We start from the raw sequence: 20936 nt of genomic DNA on the forward strand, positions 1-20936 counted from the left end.
ACGCGCCAACGGTTTCAAGACGTTCTTGGTTTGCCGTCAATGGCCAGTGTTGCGTCCTTTGTAGCAGGTATGGCGCCGGGCAGATGACGGGCAATCAGCCCGCGATAAGCCGCAGCACCGAGACAGGCACCGACAATCGGTGCAAAAACCGGAATCAGGAAGTACGGGATATCGCGTCCGCCAGTGAAGGAAATTTCACCCCAGCCTGCGAAGAAAGTCATCAGTTTAGGACCGAAGTCGCGGGCCGGGTTCATCGCGAAACCGGTCAGCGGCCCCATCGAGCTGCCGATCACGGCAATCAGCAGGCCGATCAACAACGGCGCCAGCGGTCCTTTGGGCAGGCCATTGTTGTCGTCGGTAAGCGACATGATCACGCCCATCAGAATGGCGGTGATGATCACTTCAACCAGAAAGGCCTGGCCCGTGGACAGGGCAGGGTTCGGGAAGGTGGAGAACACCGAGGCCAATTCAAGGCTGGCTTCGGTGCCACGAACCATTTGGTGAGTTTGTTCGAAATCGAAGAACAGGTTGCTGTACAGCGTGTAAACCAACAATGCCCCGCAGAAGGCACCGGCGACCTGGGAGAAGATATAGAAAGGCAGTTTGCGCTTTTCGAAGTCAGCGAAAATGCTCAGCGCGATACTCACGGCAGGGTTGAGGTGCGCACCGGAAACGCCGGCGGTGAGGTAGATCGCCATGCTGACGCCAACCCCCCAGATGATGCTGATTTCCCACAAACCGAAGCTGGCACCCGCCACCTTGAGCGCGGCAACGCAGCCGGTACCGAAAAAGATCAGCAGTGCAGTACCCAGAAACTCGGCCATGCATTGGCTCGAGAGCGACGGTTGTTGTAACGCAGTTGTCATTGAAAACCTCGTTTTTGTTGTTGTCTGGCGCTTTTCCATCGAGGTCAAAGCGCGATTTTCACCGAGGCAGGATCCCCATCCTGTGCTCGGCTTACTGCCGGGTGCTGCGGTGAGACGTTCGTGCTGTGTTCACATTCGAAAAAATATAGACAAGAAGCACTGCTGTCAAAGGTCGAAAGTGAACCATCAGTCATATTTAAACTATTAGTCCTGTGAATGATCGCATCGTTCATCTGGCGAGAGGCGTGTGGACGAACGACCGAAAGCCCGGCCAATCCTTGGAAATAGCAGCGCAATAGAGCCTTTTATCGATCAATGACCTAGAATCCTGCGCAGTATTTTTCTTCTGCCGCCAAGTCTGGAGCTGTCATGACCCCCGCATTGGATTTGTTGAAAAAAGTTCGTGCCGAACATCGCGTGCACAGTTACGAACATGATCCGAAGGCAGCGTCCTATGGTCTGGAGGCCGCGGAAAAACTGGGCCTGGATCCCGCGCAGGTGTTCAAGACGTTGCTGGCGGCCAGCGAGAAGGGGGAGTTATTGGTAGCGGTGGTGCCGGTCGTCGGAAGTCTGGACTTGAAAGCGCTGGCGCAGGCTGCAGGCGTGAAAAAAGTTGAAATGGCCGATCCTGCCGCCGCGCAGCGTTCGACGGGGTATCTGTTGGGCGGTATCAGCCCGCTCGGGCAGAAGAAGCGCCTGCGCACGTTTATCGATCATTCGGCCCAGCCGTTTTCCAGCATCTTCGTCAGCGCCGGGCGGCGCGGTCTGGAAGTCGAACTGGCGCCTGCCGTGTTGGCCGAACACACCCAGGCGAAGTTCGCCGATATCGGTCGTGCCTGAGCAAAAGGTCTTGGGCTTACAACCCGGCGCTGTATGGTGGAAATTGGTTCGTTCTGTCACTGGTGAAGGGCTATGCCAGACTTCATGCTCGGCGACCTGAAGAAAGGGAGAAGTGCCATGCAGCTTGAGTTTCATCAGATCGATGCGTTCAGTGATCGGCTGTTCAGTGGCAACCCGGCGATGGTTTACCGGCTCGACAGCTGGCTCGATGATGAGCTGATGCAAAAAATCGCCGCCGAACACAACCTCGCCGAAACCGCGTTCCTGGTGCGTGAAGGTTATGTCTGGCGCATCCGCTGGTTTACCCCGACCACTGAAGTCCCATTATGTGGCCATGCGACCCTGGCCAGTGCCTACGTGCTGTTTGAACTCTATAAAGAACCGGTCGAGCGACTGGACTTCATCTGCAAGTCCGGCCCGTTGAGTGTCACCCGAGAGGGTGGGCGCTTGTGGCTGGATTTCCCGGCAGTCGTGCCGTCGGAAGTGGGCGTGACCCGGGATGTCGAGCGCGCCTTGGGCGTCGAGGCGGTCGATGTGCTGGGCTCGAAGGAATTGTTCGTGGTGCTGGAGTCCGAGCAGGCGGTGCTCGATTGTCAGCCGGACATGATCGCCCTGGCGAAACTGCCGTGGCCGGGCGCCATCGTGACAGCCAAAGGCAACAAGCATGACTTTGTGTCGCGCTACTTTGCCCCGGCGATCGGCATCAACGAAGACCCGGTGACCGGTTCAACCCATTGCAGCCTGATTCCGTACTGGTCGAAACGCTTGAGCAAGTCGAGTCTGACGGCTTATCAGTGCTCGGCGCGGGGCGGGGAGTTGTTCTGCCGGCTGGAAGGGGATCGGGTGAGTATTGGCGGGAATGCGACGCTGGTCGCGAGCGGAACGCTAATGCTGGGTTAAACGAAAATCCAATAGGTGGGAGCGAGCTCCCACCTATGTCCGCATTGTTCAGCTGGCGGCGCTGTAGCGCCGAACCCCGGACTCGATCGTCGGAATCTGCGCCGCTGTGCTGCCGGAGGCCTGGAACAGCACCAGATGTTCCGCCGCCACCCGAATGCCGACTTCAGCACCGACCAGATGATCGGCATGACTCGGGAAAATCGACTCCAGCTGTGCGCCCGTAGGCAACTGCAAGCGGTACAGCGTTGATGCACCCTGGAAGCTCTTGCCGACAATCTGCGCCCTCAGTGGGCTGGACGGTGCATAGACGATATCGTCCGGACGCAGCAATACGTCCACGGCGCCACCGATCGGCCAGGTGTAGGCACGATTGCCGCGCAATTCCCCCAACTCGGTCTGCACCGACTCCGGGCTGCTCAACTGACCGCGAATGAAGTAACCCTGGCCAATGAAACTGGCCACATATGGTGTCAGCGGTTCGTGATAGAGGTTGTAGGGCGTGTCCCACTGCTCCAGGCGACCTTCCTTGAAAACACCGACATGGTCGCTGACCGCGAAGGCTTCTTCCTGGTCGTGGGTCACCAGAATCGCACTGGTGCCGCGAGCCTTGAGAATGTCGCGTACTTCATGGCTGAGCTTGCGTCGCAGTTCACCGTCGAGGTTGGAGAACGGTTCATCGAGCAACAACAGTTGCGGCTCCGGCGCCAGGGCGCGGGCCAGTGCAACCCGCTGCTGCTGGCCACCGGACAGCTCATGGGGAAAGCGCTTGCCGAGGTTTTTCAGGTTGACCAGTTCGAGCAATTCTTCAGTGACGCGATCCTTTTGCGGATGCTTGCGGATCCCGAAGGCGATGTTCTCGGCCACGCTCAAATGCGGAAACAGCGCGTAATCCTGGAACACCATGCCGATCCGGCGTTTTTCCGGGGCGAGGGTGAAACCGGCGCTGGAGATGGTCTCGCCCGCCAACTGGATCTCACCCTCGTGCACCGGTTCGAAACCGGCAATGGCCCGCAGAGTGGTGGTTTTGCCGCAGCCCGAAGAGCCCAGCAGGCAACCGATATCGCCGGCATTCAAATGCAGGTTGAGGTTCTGCACAACCCGCTGGTTTTGATAACCACAGGCCAGATTGCGCAGGTTCAGCAGTAATGGCTGGCTCATGCGTGATGGTACGAAGGTGGGACGAGAAACTCGAGCAGGGCCTTTTGTGCATGCAGACGGTTTTCGGCTTGATCCCAGGCCACCGAGCGCGGGTCGTCGAGCAGGTCGAGGCTGATTTCCTCGCCACGGTGGGCCGGCAGGCAATGCATGAACAGCACGTCCGGTGCGGCCAGGTCGAGCAGGGCACGGTTGACCTGGAACGGTGCGAACAGCTTCAGGCGCTTGGCGGTTTCCTCTTCCTGGCCCATGGAGGTCCAGACGTCGGTGCTCACCAGATGCGCGCCGCGCACGGCTTCCTGAGGATCGCGGACGATGCTTACCCGATCGCCGGCCTTGGCCACGAATTCAGGGTTGGGTTCGTAACCCTCCGGGCAGGCGATGCGCAGCTGGAAGTCGAACTGGATCGCCGCTTCTATATAGCTGTTGCACATGTTGTTGCCGTCGCCGATCCAGGCCACGGTCTTGCCTTGGATCGAACCGCGGTGTTCGAGGAAGGTTTGCATGTCGGCCAGCAACTGGCACGGGTGCAGATCATCGGACAGGCCGTTGATCAGCGGGACTCGCGAATTGGCGGCGAATTCGGTCAGAGTGCTGTGCGAAAACGTACGGATCATCACTGCATCGAGCATGCTCGACATGACAATGGCGGCGTCGCCGATCGGTTCGCCACGGCCCAGCTGAGTGTCGCGCGGCGACAGGAAGATCGCCTGGCCACCGAGCTGGATCATGCCGGCTTCGAACGAAATACGGGTACGGGTCGAGGACTTCTCGAAAATCATCCCCAGGACGCGGTTTTTCAAAGGCTCGAACAGTACGCCGCGGTTACGCAGGTCCTTGAGCTCAACGCCTCGACGGATCACGCTGACCAGCTCTTCGGGCGTGCAATCCATCAGGGAGAGAAAGTGCCTTGCGCTCATCATTGACTACCTTTTTGCAACAGACCGCAGATACTCAAAGCCTTGTTTAACTGAAAAACGGGCGAGACCTGCGGCGTAAGCCGCACGGGGCGACGAAATAGGGGAAGGCGCGATATTGACATTAAATGTCGCGTTTTTCCAATAGGCTACGGTGTTTAGAGGATTTCAGAGAGGCTACGGGGTGACTGAGGTAGCGCTTTTGAAGCCTGTTTCCTGACAGCAGCTGAGCATTTGTACACTGGGCTCGCCGGGCTTGGCAATCAGACAGGGCGCGGGCGACATATTGGCAGTCGGTTTTTGACCTGTCATTCGAGCCTTTGGCGGGCAATGTGTCTGCTCTGAAACATTTGCTAATGCAAAGTGCTGGGTTATAACTAAAGCACGAGCGACGCAGGAAGCCTCAGGAATGGAATCGAAAGAACAGTTATTGATGGAGCTACTCGGCCTCACGGCTCGCTCTCTGACCCACCTCACTGCTTCCATGACCTCGATGTCTTTCGAGTTGTTACGCAGTGAAGACGAAGTCACCAAGGCGGCTGGCCGTCGCATGATCGACCGCATGGCCACCATCAGTGCCGGGCTCGACGAGCATTGGCGGCTGATCGGCGAGCTCACCGGCGTGCATGTCGCCCACGAGCAGATCGAAACCATCGAGGAAATCCAGCTGCAGGCGCCGCCGAGTCAGCCGCCGAACTGATCCCCTTGCTGCCATCGGCCGGCCTGATGGTCGTCGATTCACAAGACGAACGTCGCTGGCGCGGTGGCAAGTCACGCGCCATAGTTTTGTTCCCGCGGCCGACATTGCCCGCCCAGAACAAAACAGAGACTGGCCATGACCAAGACTCTCCATCACCGTGCGTGCCACCTGTGTGAAGCCATCTGCGGCCTGACCATCGAAACCACCGAGGTCGAAGGCAGCGGCGTGCAGATCACCTCGATCAAGGGCGACCCTCAGGACAGCTTCAGCCGTGGGCATATCTGCCCCAAGGCGGTGGCCCTGCAAGACATTCAGAACGATCCGGACCGCCTGCGTCAGCCGATGCAGCGAGTGGGTAGCGAGTGGCAGCCTATCGAGTGGGAAGATGCGTTCAGCCTTGTAGCCGAACGCCTGGCGGCGATTCAGGAGCGTCACGGGCAGAACGCGGTGGCGGTCTATCAGGGCAACCCCAGCGTGCACAACTACGGGTTAATGACCCACAGCAATTATTTCCTCGGCCTGTTGAAAACCCGTAACCGGTTTTCCGCGACGTCGGTCGATCAGTTGCCCCACCACCTGACCAGTCATTTGATGTACGGCCACGGCTTGCTGTTGCCGATCCCGGACATCGATCACACCGATTTCATGTTGATCCTGGGCGGCAATCCACTGGCCTCCAACGGCAGCATCATGACCGTGCCGGATGTGGAGAAGCGCCTCAAGGCGATTCAGGCCCGGGGCGGCAAAGTGGTGGTGGTCGATCCGCGCCGCAGCGAAACGGCGGCGATTGCCGATCAGCATCTGTTCGTGCGCCCTGGTGGCGATGCGGCGCTGCTGTTCGGGCTGCTCAACACGTTATTCGCTGAAGGCCTGACCCGCGACAGTCATTTGCCGGTCGATGGTCTGGATGAAGTGCGTAAGGCGATCGCAGGTTTCACTGCCGAGGCCATGAGCCCGCTGTGCGCAGTACCCGCCGAACAGATCCGTCAACTGGCGCGGGACTTCGCGGCAGCCCCGACGGCGGTCTGCTATGGCCGCATGGGCGTCTCGACCCAGGCCTTCGGCACTCTGTGCCATTGGCTGGTGCAATTGATCAATCTGGTGACCGGCAACCTTGATCGTGTCGGCGGTGCGTTGTGCACCGAACCGGCGGTGGACCTGGTGGCGTCCACGTCGGGCGGCCATTTCAATCTGTGGCAAAGCCGCGTGTCCGGGCGTCCTGAATACGGCGGCGAGTTGCCGGTGTCGGCGCTGGCCGAGGAGATGCTCACCGAAGGGGAAGGGCAGGTCCGTGCGCTGATTACCGTGGCGGGTAATCCGGTGCTGTCCACGCCCAATGGCCGACAGCTGGAGCAGGCGCTGGACGGACTGGAGTTCATGGTCAGCGTCGACCTGTACATCAATGAAACCACGCGTTATGCCGACCTGATCCTGCCGTCGACTTCGGCGCTGGAAAACGATCATTACGACACCACGTTCAATATGTTCGCGGTGCGCAACGTCACCCGTTTCAACCGGGCGATTCTCGCCAAACCACAAGGCGCGTTGCATGACTGGGAGATCTTCGTGGGGCTGGCCAAGGCCTTTGCGGTGAAGACCGGCAAGGAGCTGAAACCGACCATTGCGCCGGCGCAGATGATCGACCGGGGGCTGCGGATGGGCCTGTATGGCGATGCTTCAGAGCACAAACTGTCGCTGGCAACCTTGTTCGATCACCCTCACGGTGTCGATCTCGGCGCGCTCAAGCCCAATTTGACGCCTCGTCTGAAGACGGCCAATCAGCGCGTCCAGGCGGCGCCTGTGGAGATCCTCGCCGATCTGGCGCGCTTTGCGGCGTTGCAAGCACCAGCCGCCGATGAGTTGCTGATGATCGGTCGCCGCCATGTGCGCAGCAACAACTCGTGGATGCACAACTATCACCGCCTGGTGAAGGGCAAGCCGCGCCATCAACTGCTGATGCACCCGGACGACCTGGCCAGCCGCGGGCTCAGCGATGGGCAGCGGGTACGCGTCAGTTCGCGGGTCGGCGTGATCGAGGTTGAAGTGGTCGCCAGCCTCGATATGATGAAAGGAGTGGTCAGCCTGCCCCACGGTTGGGGCCATGCGCGACCGGGCGTGCAGATGACGATTGCCAGTGGCCAGCCAGGTTCCAGCGCCAATGACCTGACTGACGAATGTCAGCTCGATGAGTTGTCGGGCAACGCGGCATTGAACGGCGTTCCGGTGACCGTGGCGGCGGCGTGAACATGTCTGTCGGGGAGGCCGAGCATGGCGCTCGGGTTTCCGTTACAATGCGCCACCGTGCCGACCACTGAGTCGGAAAGTTCAGCCGAGGTGCTCCATGGATATCATCGAAACGATTAAAGAGCAGATTGCCAACAACACCATTCTGCTTTACATGAAAGGCTCGCCGAATGCCCCGCAGTGTGGGTTCTCCGCGAAAGCCGCCCAAGCCGTCATGGCCTGTGGTGAAAAGTTTGCCTATGTGGATATCCTGCAGAACCCGGAAATCCGCGCCAACCTGCCAAAGTACGCCAACTGGCCAACCTTCCCACAACTGTGGGTTGCCGGTGAGCTGGTTGGTGGTAGCGACATCATGACTGAAATGTCTGCCGACGGTTCGTTGCAGGCACTGATCAAAGACGCCGCCGCCAAAGCCGCCGCTGCCAAGACCGAAGCCTGATTCGGTTCCCGCAGGAGCTGCCGCAGGCTGCGATCTTTTGATCTTCAGCATGTAAAAAGCCCCGCCTCTATAAAGAGAGCGGGGCTTTTTATTGCGTCGGGGTTAGCGGCGTAGAGCTTACTCTTCGCCCATCTGCGATTGCAGATAGTTCTCAAGACCGACTTTATCGATCAGGCCCAGTTGGGTTTCCAGCCAGTCGATATGTTCTTCTTCGGATTCAAGAATGTCTTCGAGCAGTTCACGGCTGCCGAAGTCGCCGACGGTTTCGCAATGAGCGATAGCGACTTTCAGGTCGGCATGGCCGTCGCGCTCAATCTTCAAGTCGCACTCAAGCATTTCCTTGGTGTGTTCGCCGATGTGCAGCTTGCCCAGGTCCTGGACATTCGGCAGGCCTTCAAGGAACAGGATGCGCTTGATCAGCTTGTCAGCGTGCTTCATCTCGTCGATGGATTCGTGGTACTCGTGCTTGCCGAGCTTGTTCAGGCCCCAATCCTCATACATGCGCGCATGCAGGAAGTACTGATTGATCGCGACCAGTTCATTGGCAAGGATTTTGTTGAGATGCTGGATGACTGTAACGTCGCCTTTCATGGTGGGAGTCCTGCCCTGTATTAGCTGTATATAAGGCAGAGTTTGAGCCGCGTAATTAACAGTGTCAAACCTAAGTTATTGAAACTTAAATGAAAATTAATCGGAATAAGAATGTTTGTGTTCCGCGTCTAGGGCCTAAGCGATTGATTTTCAGACATAAAAAAACCGGACATCAAGTCCGGTTCTTCGAAATACGGTAGTTATGCGGCTGTAAATTCTACGGGGTAGGGGATCGCCGCCTGGGCCGTTTGCAGTTTGCCCAGTGTTTCACGCACTACTTCCTTGGCCAGGCAAGCGCATTTGCCGCATTGGCTGGCTACGCCGGTAGCCTGACGGACTTCTTTGTAGCTGCAGCAACCTTCATAGATTGCATCGCGGATTTGACCGTCGGTGACGCCGGTGCAGAGGCAGACATACATAAGTGAGAACCGTCGCTGGTTGTGACTCAATTGCGATGGATCTTAATGTTAACGAGAATGATTGTCAAAGTGGTTTCTGAAGGGTTTTTGTCATGAGGGCCTTTGACTGACGAACGGTTTCCTCTCGCGCCTTGTGAAAAAAATATAGCAGCGGCCATTTTGCCCGTCAGAAAAAAACCGCTAAGGACAGGCGAAAAACGCGGTGTATGATGGTCGGCCTTTTGCGAAGGAGGTTCGTGTCACAGGGCTGTCGCCTGAGGGTGACAGGCTGGCATGAGCCCTGTTCTTCAACGTTATTACACCAGGAGATATCCAATGAGCGTACTCGTAGGCAAACAAGCCCCTGACTTCACCGTACCGGCCGTACTCGGCAATGGCGAAATCGTAGACAGCTTCACCCTGTCCTCGGCCATCAAAGGCAAATACGGCCTGGTGTTCTTCTACCCACTGGACTTCACCTTCGTTTGCCCGTCCGAGCTGATCGCTCTGGACAACCGCATGGCTGACTTCAAGGCACGCAATGTTGAAGTGGTCGCCGTTTCGATCGACTCGCACTTCACCCACAACGCATGGCGCAACACCCCGGTGAACAATGGCGGTATCGGCCAGGTTCGTTACACCATGGCTGCTGACATCAAGCAGGAAATCATGAAGGCTTACGACGTTCAGTCCGCTGACGGCGTGGCTTTCCGTGGTGCGTTCCTGATCGACGACAAAGGCGTTGTCCGCTCGCAGATCATCAACGACCTGCCGCTGGGCCGTAACATGGAAGAGCTGATCCGTCTGGTCGACGCTCTGCAATTCCACGAAGAGCACGGCGAAGTTTGCCCTGCCAACTGGAAAAAAGGCGACAAAGGCATGAACGCTTCGCCAGAAGGCGTTGCGGCATACCTGACCGAGCACGCTGCTGCGCTGTAAGCCAGGCGTCCGGCAATAAAAAACCGGCCTCACTGAGGCCGGTTTTTTTATGGGCGGGATAAACCGGCGACCAGACTCAGTCGTTGTAGTCTTCCCAGCCGCCCATCTGTTTCCAGCGATTGACGATGCCGCAGAACAGCTCAGCGGTCTTCTCGGTATCGTAGCGAGCCGAATGAGCCTCGCGACCGTCGAAGTCGATGTCCGCTGCCTGACAGGCCTTGGCCAGTACGGTTTGGCCATAGGCCAGACCGGCAAGGGTCGCGGTGTCGAAGCTGGAGAACGGATGAAACGGGTTACGTTTCATGTCCAGGCGCGCGACTGCCGCGTTGAGGAAACCCAGGTCGAAGCTGCTGTTGTGGCCGACCAGAATCGCCCGTTTGCAACCGTTGGCCTTCAGGGCCTTGCGAATGCCACGGAAGATATCGGTCAGCGCCGCTTCTTCACTCACTGCCATGCGCAACGGGTGATCGAGCTTGATCCCGGTGAACTCCAGGGCTGCTGCTTCGATGTTGGCGCCTTCGAATGGCTCGACCCGGAAGAAGTAGGTGTGATCGGGGTACACAAACCCTTTTTCATCCATGGCGATGGTGGTTGCAGCAATTTCCAGCAGGGCGTCGGTGGCCGAGTTGAAGCCACCGGTTTCTACGTCGACGACAACCGGCAGGTAACCACGGAATCTGGCAGCCATTGGATGACGAGGACCACCTCCACCGCCTTGACCGTCCTGTTCGTCGTCGAAATGGTCTTCACTCACGCGTGTTCCTCCAGCAGGCGCCAGCGCAGTTTTTCACCGGCGCGCAGCGGGATAACGGTCAGCTCGCCAAATGGCAGGCTGGTTGGGGCGGTCCACTCTTCGCGGACCAGGGTGATGCGATCGGTGTTCGCCGGCAGACCGTAGAAACGCGGGCCATTGAGGCTGGCGAAGGCTTCGAGCTTGTCCAGCGCATTACGCTGTTCGAAGGCTTCGGCATACATCTCGATCGCGGCATAAGCGGTGTAGCAACCGGCACAACCGCAAGCCGCTTCTTTGGCGTGCTGGGCATGGGGAGCCGAGTCGGTGCCGAGGAAGAACTTGTCGCTGCCACTGGTGGCGGCGTCGAGCAGGGCTTCCTGGTGGGTATTGCGCTTGAGGATCGGCAGGCAGTAGAAGTGCGGCCGAATCCCGCCTACCAGCATGTGGTTGCGGTTGTACAGCAGGTGATGCGCGGTGATGGTGGCGCCAACGTTGGCCGAAGCCGCGTTGACGAACTGCACGGCATCGGCGGTGGTGATGTGTTCGAACACCACTTTGAGCGTCGGGAAACGCTCGACCACGCGACGCATGTGCTCATCGATGAAGATTTTTTCCCGATCGAAAACGTCGACATCGCCACGGGTGACTTCACCGTGAACCAGCAAGGGCATCCCGACTTCGGCCATGGCCTCCAGTGCAGGGAAAATCTTGTCGATGCTGGTGACGCCAGAGTCCGAGTTGGTGGTCGCGCCGGCCGGGTACAGCTTGGCGGCGTGAATGAAACCGCTGGCCTTGGCCTCACGAATTTCTTCGGGCTGGGTGCGGTCGGTCAGGTACAGAACCATCAGCGGTTCGAAACGGCTGCCGGCCGGACGTGCGGCGAGAATCCGCTGGCGATAGCCATCGGCTTCAGCAGCGTTGCGCACCGGAGGTACCAGGTTGGGCATGATGATGGCGCGACCAAAGGTGCGCGCGACATCCGCGACGGTATTGGTCAACACGGCACCATCGCGAAGATGAATGTGCCAGTCGTCGGGACGCAGCAGGGTCAGGCGGTCGGACATGAGGGAATTCCAGGCGGGTCAAACTCAGGGGAATGCTACCGGAAAAGACTCTTCCAGGCACTCGCTATCAAGTTTTACGACAAGCTTCCGATACCCAACAGGCAGGCCGTGAATATGTGTGTCGGTCTTTTTGTCGTAGAAGCCAGTGGAGCCTCCCGTGCGCCAGCGTTATTTAGCCTTGCTCAGTGTGTTTGCCAGCCTTCCCGCGATGGCGCTCACTTTCCAGACTCGCCTGGAGAGCATCGAGTGGACGGTCGAAGGTGACAAATTCGAATGCCGCCTGACTCAACCGATCACCGATTTCGGTTCGGGTGAGTTTGTGCGTCGCGCCGGCGAGCAGGCGACATTTCGTCTGAAGGCCTACAACTCAATGATCGGTGGGGGTTCCGCGACCTTGCTGGCGGCGGCTGCGCCATGGCAGCCGGGGCGTGGCGACATAAACCTGGGGTCGGTGAGAATCGGTAGTGGCAACGTACTGTTCAACAGCTCGCAAGTGCAGGCCGGGCGCCTGATCAGCGGGTTGATGGAGGGGCGCAGCCCGGTCGTTCGACACTCATCGGGCGACGGTCGGGTGTCTGAAGTGCGTCTGCTGCCGGTCAAGTTCAACAAGGCCTACGGTGACTATCAGGGTTGCGTGGCCAAGTTGTTGCCACAGAATTTCGAGCAAGTGAAGCAATCCGAGGTCGGCTTTCCGGGGGAGGGTATCGATCTCGATGCCAGGGCCAAGGCCCAGTTGCAGGTCATGCTGGAGTTCATGAAGGCCGATCCGACGGTCAACCACATTGAACTCGACGGCCATTCCGACAACAGTGGCAACCGCCTGACCAACCGTGAACTGTCACGACGCCGGGCGCTGGCGGTGATGGATTTCTTCAAGGCCAATGGTGTGCAGGAATCGCAGATCACCCTGCGTTTTCACGGTGAGCGCTATCCGCTGGCGCCCAACAACAATGCCGCCAACCGGGCTAAGAATCGCCGGGTTGCCGTACGCCTCGAACGGGTCGCACCGACCGAAAAACCGGCGCCTCAAGCCACCGCCGCCGCGAGCAGCGCGACGACCTCCTGAACCTGCTGAATTCGTCGCTCGCTCGACATAATCTGTCGCTTCGTCGTCATAAGCTGTCGCGCCTCTGTAAATTATCCTGCATGAGCGGTAGACTTGACAGCTTTCCGTAGAACCCCGTGGAGTGATGGCATGGCGGACGTAAACAAGGTCGTTCTGGCGTATTCCGGCGGCCTGGACACTTCGGTGATCCTCAAGTGGCTGCAGGATACATATAACTGTGAAGTAGTGACCTTCACCGCTGACCTGGGTCAGGGCGAAGAGGTCGAACCGGCCCGCGCCAAGGCACAGGCCATGGGCGTAAAAGAAATCTATATCGACGATCTGCGCGAAGAATTCGTGCGTGATTTCGTATTCCCGATGTTCCGCGCCAACACCGTTTACGAAGGCGAGTACCTGCTGGGTACTTCCATCGCTCGTCCGTTGATCGCCAAACGCCTGATCGAAATCGCCAACGAAACCGGTGCTGACGCCATTTCCCACGGCGCGACCGGCAAGGGCAACGACCAGGTTCGTTTCGAACTGGGCGCCTACGCCTTGAAGCCAGGCGTAAAAGTGATCGCTCCATGGCGCGAATGGGACCTGCTGTCCCGTGAGAAGCTGATGGACTACGCCGAGAAGCACGCGATTCCGATCGAGCGTCACGGCAAGAAAAAATCCCCGTACTCGATGGATGCCAACCTGCTGCACATCTCCTATGAAGGCGGCGTGCTGGAAGACACCTGGACCGAGCACGAAGAAGACATGTGGCGCTGGACCGTCTCCCCGGAGAACGCTCCCGACAAACCGCAGTACCTGGAACTGACCTACCGCAACGGCGACATCGTTGCACTGGACGGCGTCGAAATGACCCCGGCCACCGTGCTGGCGACCTTGAACCGTATCGGTGGCGAACACGGTATCGGCCGTCTGGACATCGTCGAAAACCGCTATGTGGGCATGAAGTCCCGTGGCTGCTACGAGACGCCTGGCGGCACCATCATGCTGCGCGCTCACCGTGCGATCGAATCGATCACGCTGGACCGCGAAGTGGCTCACCTCAAAGACGAGCTGATGCCTAAATACGCCAGCCTGATCTACACCGGTTACTGGTGGAGCCCAGAGCGTCTGATGCTGCAACAGATGATCGATGCTTCCCAGGCCCACGTGAACGGCGTAGTGCGCCTGAAACTGTACAAGGGCAACGTGATCGTCACCGGACGCAAGTCCGACGAGTCGTTGTTCGACGCCAATATCGCGACCTTCGAGGAAGATGGCGGCGCCTACAACCAGGCCGATGCGGCGGGCTTCATCAAGCTCAATGCCTTGCGCATGCGTATCGCGGCGAACAAAGGCCGCAAGCTGTTCTGAGACCTTTGATGCGGTAATGGAGCTGTGGCCTTGTCGATGACAAGGCCACAGTTCTGAAAAAGGGCTGCTGCATATTACGTTTCGCTTTCTGCTTGTTTCTTCCAACCGTTCCTTCTGCTGCCTGCCTTTGATCTCACTTCAAGGGCTGCCTTGCTCTGTGCGACGGGTCAAAACCTAGCCCATGATCGTCACGTCATGTGAGCTCAAATTGTAAGAAATACAGAACGTTGCGTTGCTGCGTTTCTTTAGTTGTTTCCAATGTTTGGGTGCGCTGTCCTTCAGCACTACCTCCGAATCGGCGCATGTGAGAAATACGATCACTTGTGCAGGATTATCCGGAGCGTGCTGGATACTCTCCATCAGGGCGCTGAACGCCATATTTTTGGTTATCCAGCGTGCATCAATGATGTGCAGATCCTTTAGCGGTGCGGGCAGCTGCACATGGTGTTGGGCCGAGCGTTCAGGCGATACTCTGGAAGTGCTGTTTCCCGACTGATCAGCGTTGTCCAGGACTTTTATAAAATGCTTTCCCTTCTCGAAATCGGAGGGCGCGTAAAGCGACCGATAATTGAAGTTAAGTGTGGCGAAGAAAAGAAAAAGCAAATAAAAGGGAAAGCTGATTAGAAACCAGACATAGAGCTCTCTCTCCTTGTTGTCAAGAAAGGGCAGTGATACAGCGGCTGATGTTTCGGACAGTGCTGCAAATATTGCAATTATTGTCATGGGGTTGGTGATTCTTTTTTTGAGTTTTATCATGTTTTTTACTCATTGGATATTATCTTTTTCTCTGTTGGTTTATAGAGCGTGTTTTGCTGGTGTGTGTATGAGTGTTTTTTTTGTTTTTATTATTTTAAGTTTCTTTCTGTTGTGTGGTTGAGATTGATATAGTAACTGCATTGTTCTGGAGCTGTGTATGGCTGTTTATTTGTTTTGAAGTTGTGTGGGTTTGTTTTACTTGTGAAGTGTTGCTGTGTGTAAGGATTTTTCCAGCAGTTTGGGCCGGGCTATGTAAGACTCTGCAAGATACTCGTTACCTTTAAGGGTAGCTTAATAGTCGCGGTCTGTCGGACCAAGGGCGTTGAACCCTGTTTTTTTGGGTGTGAATTGTTACAAAGAAACTGTCGAAGCGTTTAGCAGTGTTCGGCCAATAAAGTCACTGGCTCATCGTGTGCAATGATTTCTTGTAGGAATAATCCGTGTTGTTTGTAGGTGATGTCTCTCGGTGCGAGTGGTCGAGGGGGACGGCATGCCATGGGTGAAACGACTAGGCTATGGTGCGGGCTCTAAAAATTCGAACAGCGAAAATTGGACTTGCCCATGAATAAAGTGCTGATCGTGGATGATCACCCCGTCATTCGTCTTGCGGTACGTATGCTAATGGAGCGTCATGGCTACGAAGTCATTGCAGAAACAGATAATGGCGTGGATGCATTACAAATTGCCCGTGAACTTATGCCGGATATTGTCATCCTGGATATTGGAATACCAAAACTGGATGGGCTGGAAGTTATCGCGCGCCTGACATCGGCGGCGATGCCTCTTAAAGTGCTGATATTGACGTCCCAGGCTCCAGGGCATTTTTCCATGCGTTGTATGCAATCGGGTGCCGCCGGATATGTCTGTAAACAACAGGATCTTACTGAGTTGCTCAGTGCAATAAAGGCCGTACTGTCAGGTTATAGCTACTTTCCTAATCAGGCGCTGCATACTGTGCGCTCCAGTCTTGGGAATGCCAGTGAAGCCGACATGGTAGATCGGTTGTCCGGGCGGGAAATGATGGTCCTGCAGCAGTTGGCCCGAGGAAAGACAAACAAGGAAATCGCCGATGGAATGTTCCTCAGCAATAAAACCGTCAGTACTTACAAGACTCGCCTGTTGCTGAAGCTCAATGCTCGCTCACTGGTCGATCTTATTGAATTGGCTCAACGTAATGGCCTGGTATGAGTACGCCAGCGTTTGACGAGGGGCGATGAGCGGGCGTTTGTCGGGGATGGGCACTTAGTAAAAAGCCTCCGTTTCGGGAGGCTTTTAGGTGTCATAGGTCAAAATCGTAATCGGCCAATTGCTTTTGCAGTCGGCGCTCCTCCAGCAGATTGTCGATGGTGCGGCGTTTGCTCAGGTTGGTCTTCGCTACTTCCACCACCGGTTCTGCGTCATCGGCCTCAACGGGGGTGAAGTCGTCTTCTACGTCCAATTGCTCTTTGCCAGTGCTCATAAGGTTAACTCCAGGCTAAGACTGCCTTTGGCGCTCCTTATATCGACAATTTCCCGGCGGGTAAAAAAGATTTTTTCAATCGGCTAATCAAGAAAACTAATAGAGCCTCAATCGTCCGAGGTCTTTTGCTTGTATTCGCATAAGTCCTCGATCCGGCAGCTGCCACAACGTGGCTTGCGGGACAGGCAAACGTAGCGTCCATGGAGAATCAGCCAGTGATGGGCGTCGAGCAGATACTCCTTCGGCACGAATTTCATCAGTTTCTGCTCCACCTCGACCACATTCTTGCCCGGAGCAATGCCGGTACGGTTGCTGACCCGGAAAATGTGGGTGTCCACGGCCATGGTCAACTGACGAAAGGCGGTATTGAGCACCACATTGGCGGTCTTGCGGCCGACGCCGGGCAACGCTTCCAGCGCTTCGCGGGTCTGCGGTACTTCACCGCCATGGCGCTCTACCAGCAAGCGACAGGTTTCGATCACGTTTTTTGCTTTGCTGTTATACAGGCCGATGGTCTTGATGTACTCCGATAATCCTTCAACGCCCAAGGCATGAATCGCCGCCGGCGTATTGGCCACCGGAAACAGTTTGGCGGTGGCCTTGTTGACGCCGACATCGGTCGATTGCGCCGAGAGAATCACGGCAATCAGCAGTTCGAACGGCGAGGAATAGGCCAGCTCGGTCTTCGGTTCAGGATTGTCTTCGTGAAACCTGCGGAAAATTTCCAGACGTTTTGCGGCATTCATGGGCGATGCGTTTCCTCGAAGGAGGTCAATGTGGGGGAGGGGCGGGTCCAGGCCTGACGTGCGGCGATCAGCAGCCCCAGCAGAATAAACCCGCCGGGGGCCAGCGTGGCCAAGCGCAAGCCACCGTCAGCGGTGAGCACCCAACCTTGCCAGTCCGGTTGCATGGCACCGGTCAGCCAGGGCAGATGGCTACCCAGTGTCCCGTTGCCGATGAGCTCGCGCAGCAGGCCCAGGCCAATCATCAAGGCGCCGAACAGGCCGCACAGGCGCAGGCGGTCACGCCTTGTGCCCTGGAAAAAACCGTTATGTTCCAGCACCACGCATTGCAAGGCGATCAATCCGGTATAGAACCCCAGATGCTGGTGCCATTGAAGCGACCAGGCTTGTGTGGCGAGTTCTACACAACTGGTCAGTGTGGCAGCCAGCAGGAGGCAGGCCAGTAAATGGGTTGCCGGAATCAGTCGTGAGCGCAAGATACCCATGCTCACGTCATAAACACTGAGCACCAGAGCGAACGTCAGCCACAGGCCCAGGGCCGTTACCAACGAATCAGTGACGCCGATCAGCGGCGCAAGCATCAGCGAGTTCTGCAGGGTTGATGACTTATTCATGGGCACTGCTCCCGATCAGCGATTGCCGGTGTTCGTCGAAGTAGCGCAATGCATCGTGAGTGGCATTGATCACCGCTCTTGAGGTGATGGTCGCGCCGGCGATCTGATCGAATTGCCCTTGGTCCTTTTTCAAGGCCCAGCCCGTGTCGCCTGGTTCGCCTAGAGACTTGCCGGTAAACACTTGCAGCCAGGCATTGGGCCAGTCGGCGAGCTTGCCGCCCAGCCCCGGGGTTTCCGATTGCTTGAGGGTTTTGACCCCCAGCAACTTGCCATGCGGGTCGATGGCGATCAGCAAATCGATGGCGCCGGCGTAGCCCAGTGTCTGGCTGCGCAGCAACACGGCGCTCGGTTGGCCGGCCTTGGACGCCAGGTAGCCACTCAGCAGCATGCTGTTGGGCAGGCGAGTGTTTTCGACGCTGAGGGGGTGTTCCAGTGGCTGATTGTCGTAGCTGTCGGGCGCTAGCAGATCCAGCAAATTGCGGCTGTCGATCAGGCGTTGCTCGGCGGCAATGCGTGCGGCGCTGGTGTGCTGCACGAGGTAAGTCGCGCCTGTCCCCAGGACTGCCAGTACTACCAGGGTCACAACGCTTGTCGCTCGGTTCATGGGCTAACCTGCGCTTGCCTGGAGGCGGCAAACCGCTCCAGCGCCGGTACACAGAGGTTCATCAGCAGGACGGCAAAGGCCACCCCGTCGGGATAGCCGCCCCACGTGCGGATCAGGTAAGTCAGCAGCCCCACTCCGGCGCCGAACAGCAACCGGGCCGTGGGGTTTTTCGCGCCGGATACCGGTTCCGTCACGATGAAGAAGGCACCCAGCATGCTCGCGCCGGTGAGCAGATGGAAGAGTGGCGAGCCATGGGAATCGGAGCCCGAACCGTTCCAGCACAACAGGCTGATGACGAACAGGCTGGCGAGCATGCCGACCGGCGCATGCCAGCTGAACACTCTCCGTTGCAGCAGAAATGCGCCTCCGGCCAGGAAGGCCAGGTTGACCCATTCCACGCCCCGGCCGCCGAAATGGCCGAATGCCGGGTTGCCGGCAAACAGTTCGTCCATGGTCAGGCTTTTGTTGATTCGCAGGCTGTCCAGCGCGGTGGCCTGGGCCCACGCGTCTGGCGTCTGGCCGAGACTGAAGCCGAACACTTGTTGCAGGCCTGCGAGCAAGTCCATGCCATGGGACGACGGCCAATGGGTCATTTGCTGGGGAAATGTCACTAAAACCAGGGCGAAACCGAGCATCGCCGGGTTGAACGGATTCCTGCCGACGCCGCCATACAGGTGCTTGCCGAAAAAAAGTCCGAATGCCGCAGCGCTGACCGTCAGCCACCACGGGCAATAAGGCGGCAAGGCCAGGGCCAACAGGGTCGCGCTGACCAGCGCACTGCCATCGCTCACTGTCGGTTTTACAGGTTGCTTGCGCAGCTGCAACACCGCTGCTTCGACGGCCAGTGCGGTAGCTGCCGTCAGAATCAGGTTGATCAACACGCCCCAACCGTACAGCCAGAACAACATCAGCATTCCCGGCAGGGTGGCCAGCAACACCAGCTTCATGGCCTGCTGAAGGCGTTCGTCCACCGATTCAAGGGGCGGCATAGGCATCCACCTGCCGCTCGGCTTCGCTGAGCGCATGTTGCAACGCTGCGATCTGTTCGGCCGACGCTTCGCTTGTTTGAGCCTTTTTCAGTTCGGCGCGGCGCATGGCCAACTGGATCTTCGCCCTTTTCAGCTCGGCATCGTTCGCCGGAGTCGGTGTCGCAGCGACTTGCGGCGCACTGCTTTCCAGCAGCAACAGCGCCTGTTCGGCGGCTTCGAACTGTTGTTGCAACACGATCAGTTGCGATTGCTGTTCGAAGGTCGGTGGATGCCCGAAGGCCTTGAGCGATTTGTTCAGCTGCGCCCGACTCATCGCCAGATCGACCTTGGCCTTTTTCAGCGCCGCATCGGCATTGGCGGCCTTCTGTGCGCGCACGCGTTCCAGCGCGGCCTGAACCGGGTCGAGCGTCACTTCACTGTGCTGCACGGCACGTTGGGCGCGGGCCTGGCGTTCGGCGAGTTTCTGTTGCTCTTCGCGGTGTAAGCGGGCATTGCGCTGTTCGAAGCGACGGCGCGCACGATTGCGCTTGGCGGCCCGGGCCTGTTGCTCCTCCAGGCTGAACGCCAGGCCACCGACAATCGGCAGCGTGGCCAGCGGTAGCGGATGCATCTCGATGCAATCCACCGGGCAGGGCGCCACGCAGAGGTCGCAACCGGTGCATTCGTCGACGATGACCGTGTGCATGAATTTCGCCGCGCCGACAATCGCGTCGACCGGGCAGGCCTGAATGCATTTGGTGCAGCCGATGCATTCAGCCTCGCGGATGTACGCGATTTGCGCTGGTGCCGAGCCGCGACTGACGTCCAGTTCCAGCACCGGCACTTTCAGCAGCTCGGCGAGGGCCGCGATGGTTTCGCTGCCGCCCGGTGGGCACTTGTTGATCGGCTCGCCGCTGGCGATGCCTTCGGCGTACGGTTTGCATCCAGGGTGGCCACACTTGCCGCATTGGGTCTGCGGCAAGAGGGCATCGATGCGTTGAATCAGACTCATGTTTTGATCAGCCCGCTGAATCCGAGAAAAACCACCGCGATCAATCCGGCGCCGATCAATTCGATCGGCAGGCCGCGAAAGGGCAGGGGGACATCGTTATCGAGTGTGCGTTGGCGCAAGTCGCTGAACAGGCTCAGCACCAGCCAGAAACCCAGCCCGGCACCGAGGCTCAGGGCTATGGCGTGGAAAAGTCCCTTGTCGTCCTGAGTATTGAGCAACGTCAGCCCAAGCACGCCGGCATTGCCCAGCAGCAGAGGCCAGAGACCCTCGAATGAAAGCTTGGCGAATAACCGTGGAAGCAGCTTCAGCAGTGGGCCGATCAGCAGAACGCTCAGCGGCAGGAATGCGAACAGTCGCAGCGACGTCAGCCCCAGCGGCACCAGCAGCCAGTAGTAGAGCGCATGGCCGAGCGTGCCGACGATCAGCATCAGGCACGTCGTCGCGATGCCCAATGCATGCACCTGTCGCCGCTCGCTGCCCAGTACCGGATCGACGCCCAGCGGCCAGTGCAACACGAGGTTGTTGATCAGGGCAGCGCTGATAAGCGTAAGAAGCAGTTCGGTCATGATCGTGCCGGTAAG

Annotated in this window: 24 protein-coding genes; 9 read left to right on the forward strand and 15 right to left on the reverse strand. The window is 58.0% G+C overall.

The genetic code is table 11. From position 1 onward, the window contains the following. Positions 1-14: 14 nt before the first annotated feature. Positions 15-866 carry an MIP/aquaporin family protein gene (locus ACCC96_RS03395; protein ID WP_413695001.1) on the reverse strand — a complete coding sequence of 284 codons (852 nt, stop codon included), beginning with the start codon at positions 864-866 and terminating at the stop codon, positions 15-17. 369 nt (positions 867-1235) lie between these two features. Between ACCC96_RS03395 and ybaK the strand changes: the two genes are divergently transcribed. Both ybaK and ACCC96_RS03405 read left to right on the forward strand, forming a co-directional pair. Further along, a complete protein-coding gene (gene ybaK, locus ACCC96_RS03400) occupies positions 1236-1706 on the forward strand; it encodes a Cys-tRNA(Pro) deacylase (protein ID WP_007938929.1) in 471 nt (156 codons plus the stop codon). 117 nt (positions 1707-1823) lie between these two features. Next, entirely contained in the window at positions 1824-2606 is a 783-nt protein-coding gene (locus ACCC96_RS03405; RefSeq protein ID WP_413695002.1) for a PhzF family phenazine biosynthesis protein, read from the forward strand. A 48-nt stretch (positions 2607-2654) separates the two neighbouring features. Here the strand turns inward: ACCC96_RS03405 and ACCC96_RS03410 are convergent, their stop codons facing one another. Next, a complete protein-coding gene (locus ACCC96_RS03410; protein ID WP_086946086.1) occupies positions 2655-3764 on the reverse strand; it encodes an ABC transporter ATP-binding protein in 1110 nt (369 codons plus the stop codon). Then, on the reverse strand, positions 3761-4681 hold the full coding sequence (gene argF / locus ACCC96_RS03415; protein ID WP_019581556.1) for an ornithine carbamoyltransferase: 921 nt from the start codon (positions 4679-4681) through the stop codon (positions 3761-3763). The genes ACCC96_RS03410 and argF overlap by 4 nt, the downstream gene beginning before the upstream one ends. A 406-nt stretch (positions 4682-5087) precedes the next feature. On the opposite strand from argF, the gene ACCC96_RS03420 reads away from it, so the two are divergent. The 3 genes from ACCC96_RS03420 (at position 5088) to grxD (ending at position 8061) form a co-directional block, all read left to right on the forward strand. After that, positions 5088-5378 (forward strand): hypothetical protein, encoded by a 291-nt coding sequence (locus tag ACCC96_RS03420; protein ID WP_019651357.1) that lies wholly within the window; start codon positions 5088-5090, stop codon positions 5376-5378. A 135-nt stretch (positions 5379-5513) separates the two neighbouring features. Next, a complete protein-coding gene (locus tag ACCC96_RS03425) occupies positions 5514-7622 on the forward strand; it encodes a molybdopterin oxidoreductase family protein (RefSeq protein ID WP_413695003.1) in 2109 nt (702 codons plus the stop codon). A gap of 97 nt (positions 7623-7719) precedes the next feature. Then, complete coding sequence (gene grxD / locus ACCC96_RS03430; RefSeq protein ID WP_007938922.1) at positions 7720-8061, forward strand: Grx4 family monothiol glutaredoxin; 342 nt, start codon at positions 7720-7722, stop codon at positions 8059-8061. Positions 8062-8178: 117 nt separating this feature from the next. Here grxD and bfr read toward each other — a convergent pair whose 3' ends face one another. Continuing rightward, entirely contained in the window at positions 8179-8652 is a 474-nt protein-coding gene (gene bfr / locus ACCC96_RS03435) for a bacterioferritin (protein WP_007898512.1), read from the reverse strand. 200 nt (positions 8653-8852) lie between these two features. Then, positions 8853-9071 carry a bacterioferritin-associated ferredoxin gene (locus ACCC96_RS03440; RefSeq protein WP_007938921.1) on the reverse strand — a complete coding sequence of 73 codons (219 nt, stop codon included), beginning with the start codon at positions 9069-9071 and terminating at the stop codon, positions 8853-8855. A gap of 315 nt (positions 9072-9386) precedes the next feature. Here ACCC96_RS03440 and ACCC96_RS03445 point away from each other — a divergent pair, with 315 nt between their 5' ends. After that, a complete protein-coding gene (locus tag ACCC96_RS03445; RefSeq protein WP_007938920.1) occupies positions 9387-9989 on the forward strand; it encodes a peroxiredoxin in 603 nt (200 codons plus the stop codon). Between the two features lie 76 nt (positions 9990-10065). Here ACCC96_RS03445 and rnt read toward each other — a convergent pair whose 3' ends face one another. Together rnt and pyrC are read right to left on the reverse strand one after the other, a co-directional pair. Beyond that, positions 10066-10743, reverse strand: coding sequence for a ribonuclease T (gene rnt / locus ACCC96_RS03450; RefSeq protein ID WP_007938919.1), 678 nt, complete (start codon positions 10741-10743; stop codon positions 10066-10068). Then, positions 10740-11786: a dihydroorotase gene (gene pyrC, locus ACCC96_RS03455; RefSeq protein ID WP_413695004.1), complete on the reverse strand. Its 1047-nt coding sequence runs from the start codon at positions 11784-11786 to the stop codon at positions 10740-10742. The genes rnt and pyrC overlap by 4 nt, the downstream gene beginning before the upstream one ends. Before the next feature lie 157 nt (positions 11787-11943). Here pyrC and ACCC96_RS03460 point away from each other — a divergent pair, with 157 nt between their 5' ends. Together ACCC96_RS03460 and ACCC96_RS03465 are read left to right on the forward strand one after the other, a co-directional pair. Further along, complete coding sequence (locus tag ACCC96_RS03460) at positions 11944-12852, forward strand: flagellar protein MotY (protein ID WP_413695005.1); 909 nt, start codon at positions 11944-11946, stop codon at positions 12850-12852. 129 nt (positions 12853-12981) lie between these two features. Further along, on the forward strand, positions 12982-14199 hold the full coding sequence (locus ACCC96_RS03465; RefSeq protein WP_007938916.1) for an argininosuccinate synthase: 1218 nt from the start codon (positions 12982-12984) through the stop codon (positions 14197-14199). A 174-nt stretch (positions 14200-14373) separates the two neighbouring features. Here ACCC96_RS03465 and ACCC96_RS03470 read toward each other — a convergent pair whose 3' ends face one another. Then, entirely contained in the window at positions 14374-14955 is a 582-nt protein-coding gene (locus ACCC96_RS03470) for a hypothetical protein (protein WP_413695006.1), read from the reverse strand. A 561-nt stretch (positions 14956-15516) separates the two neighbouring features. On the opposite strand from ACCC96_RS03470, the gene ACCC96_RS03475 reads away from it, so the two are divergent. Then, on the forward strand, positions 15517-16143 hold the full coding sequence (locus tag ACCC96_RS03475; protein ID WP_007938913.1) for a response regulator transcription factor: 627 nt from the start codon (positions 15517-15519) through the stop codon (positions 16141-16143). 91 nt (positions 16144-16234) lie between these two features. Here ACCC96_RS03475 and ACCC96_RS03480 read toward each other — a convergent pair whose 3' ends face one another. The 7 genes from ACCC96_RS03480 to ACCC96_RS03510 all read right to left on the reverse strand — a co-directional run bounded on the left by ACCC96_RS03480 (position 16235) and on the right by ACCC96_RS03510 (position 20921). Beyond that, a complete protein-coding gene (locus ACCC96_RS03480; protein ID WP_007898493.1) occupies positions 16235-16414 on the reverse strand; it encodes a PA3496 family putative envelope integrity protein in 180 nt (59 codons plus the stop codon). 107 nt (positions 16415-16521) lie between these two features. Then, positions 16522-17160, reverse strand: a complete 639-nt coding sequence (gene nth, locus ACCC96_RS03485) for an endonuclease III (protein WP_258672517.1) — start codon at positions 17158-17160, stop codon at positions 16522-16524. Further along, on the reverse strand, positions 17157-17771 hold the full coding sequence (locus ACCC96_RS03490) for an Rnf-Nqr domain containing protein (RefSeq protein WP_258672518.1): 615 nt from the start codon (positions 17769-17771) through the stop codon (positions 17157-17159). Before ACCC96_RS03490 ends, nth begins: the two co-directional genes overlap by 4 nt. Then, positions 17764-18375, reverse strand: coding sequence for an RnfABCDGE type electron transport complex subunit G (locus ACCC96_RS03495; protein WP_413695007.1), 612 nt, complete (start codon positions 18373-18375; stop codon positions 17764-17766). Before ACCC96_RS03495 ends, ACCC96_RS03490 begins: the two co-directional genes overlap by 8 nt. Further along, a complete protein-coding gene (locus tag ACCC96_RS03500; RefSeq protein WP_413695008.1) occupies positions 18372-19364 on the reverse strand; it encodes an RnfABCDGE type electron transport complex subunit D in 993 nt (330 codons plus the stop codon). The genes ACCC96_RS03495 and ACCC96_RS03500 overlap by 4 nt, the downstream gene beginning before the upstream one ends. Further along, positions 19351-20355, reverse strand: a complete 1005-nt coding sequence (gene rsxB, locus ACCC96_RS03505) for an electron transport complex subunit RsxB (protein WP_019651365.1) — start codon at positions 20353-20355, stop codon at positions 19351-19353. Before rsxB ends, ACCC96_RS03500 begins: the two co-directional genes overlap by 14 nt. Beyond that, positions 20352-20921 (reverse strand): Rnf-Nqr domain containing protein, encoded by a 570-nt coding sequence (locus ACCC96_RS03510; RefSeq protein WP_413695009.1) that lies wholly within the window; start codon positions 20919-20921, stop codon positions 20352-20354. The genes rsxB and ACCC96_RS03510 overlap by 4 nt, the downstream gene beginning before the upstream one ends. Positions 20922-20936 lie beyond the last annotated feature (15 nt).

It is taken from the genome of Pseudomonas sp. Pseusp11, from assembly GCF_047304405.1.
Lineage (GTDB): Bacteria > Pseudomonadota > Gammaproteobacteria > Pseudomonadales > Pseudomonadaceae > Aquipseudomonas.

Excerpts from the sequence above, each read along its gene's own strand:
- ACCC96_RS03395 (WP_413695001.1), bottom strand. The coding sequence starts at position 866 with ATGACAACTGCGTTACAACAACCGTCGCTCTCGAGCCAATGCATGGCC.
- ybaK (WP_007938929.1), top strand. The coding sequence starts at position 1,236 with ATGACCCCCGCATTGGATTTGTTGAAAAAAGTTCGTGCCGAACATCGC.
- ACCC96_RS03405 (WP_413695002.1), top strand. The coding sequence starts at position 1,824 with ATGCAGCTTGAGTTTCATCAGATCGATGCGTTCAGTGATCGGCTGTTC.
- ACCC96_RS03410 (WP_086946086.1), bottom strand. The coding sequence starts at position 3,764 with ATGAGCCAGCCATTACTGCTGAACCTGCGCAATCTGGCCTGTGGTTAT.
- argF (WP_019581556.1), bottom strand. The coding sequence starts at position 4,681 with ATGAGCGCAAGGCACTTTCTCTCCCTGATGGATTGCACGCCCGAAGAG.
- ACCC96_RS03420 (WP_019651357.1), top strand. The coding sequence starts at position 5,088 with ATGGAATCGAAAGAACAGTTATTGATGGAGCTACTCGGCCTCACGGCT.
- ACCC96_RS03425 (WP_413695003.1), top strand. The coding sequence starts at position 5,514 with ATGACCAAGACTCTCCATCACCGTGCGTGCCACCTGTGTGAAGCCATC.
- grxD (WP_007938922.1), top strand. The coding sequence starts at position 7,720 with ATGGATATCATCGAAACGATTAAAGAGCAGATTGCCAACAACACCATT.
- bfr (WP_007898512.1), bottom strand. The coding sequence starts at position 8,652 with ATGAAAGGCGACGTTACAGTCATCCAGCATCTCAACAAAATCCTTGCC.
- ACCC96_RS03440 (WP_007938921.1), bottom strand. The coding sequence starts at position 9,071 with ATGTATGTCTGCCTCTGCACCGGCGTCACCGACGGTCAAATCCGCGAT.
- ACCC96_RS03445 (WP_007938920.1), top strand. The coding sequence starts at position 9,387 with ATGAGCGTACTCGTAGGCAAACAAGCCCCTGACTTCACCGTACCGGCC.
- pyrC (WP_413695004.1), bottom strand. The coding sequence starts at position 11,786 with ATGTCCGACCGCCTGACCCTGCTGCGTCCCGACGACTGGCACATTCAT.
- ACCC96_RS03465 (WP_007938916.1), top strand. The coding sequence starts at position 12,982 with ATGGCGGACGTAAACAAGGTCGTTCTGGCGTATTCCGGCGGCCTGGAC.
- ACCC96_RS03470 (WP_413695006.1), bottom strand. The coding sequence starts at position 14,955 with ATGATAAAACTCAAAAAAAGAATCACCAACCCCATGACAATAATTGCA.
- ACCC96_RS03475 (WP_007938913.1), top strand. The coding sequence starts at position 15,517 with ATGAATAAAGTGCTGATCGTGGATGATCACCCCGTCATTCGTCTTGCG.
- ACCC96_RS03480 (WP_007898493.1), bottom strand. The coding sequence starts at position 16,414 with ATGAGCACTGGCAAAGAGCAATTGGACGTAGAAGACGACTTCACCCCC.
- nth (WP_258672517.1), bottom strand. The coding sequence starts at position 17,160 with ATGAATGCCGCAAAACGTCTGGAAATTTTCCGCAGGTTTCACGAAGAC.
- ACCC96_RS03490 (WP_258672518.1), bottom strand. The coding sequence starts at position 17,771 with ATGAATAAGTCATCAACCCTGCAGAACTCGCTGATGCTTGCGCCGCTG.
- ACCC96_RS03495 (WP_413695007.1), bottom strand. The coding sequence starts at position 18,375 with ATGAACCGAGCGACAAGCGTTGTGACCCTGGTAGTACTGGCAGTCCTG.
- ACCC96_RS03500 (WP_413695008.1), bottom strand. The coding sequence starts at position 19,364 with ATGCCGCCCCTTGAATCGGTGGACGAACGCCTTCAGCAGGCCATGAAG.
- rsxB (WP_019651365.1), bottom strand. The coding sequence starts at position 20,355 with ATGAGTCTGATTCAACGCATCGATGCCCTCTTGCCGCAGACCCAATGC.
- ACCC96_RS03510 (WP_413695009.1), bottom strand. The coding sequence starts at position 20,921 with ATGACCGAACTGCTTCTTACGCTTATCAGCGCTGCCCTGATCAACAAC.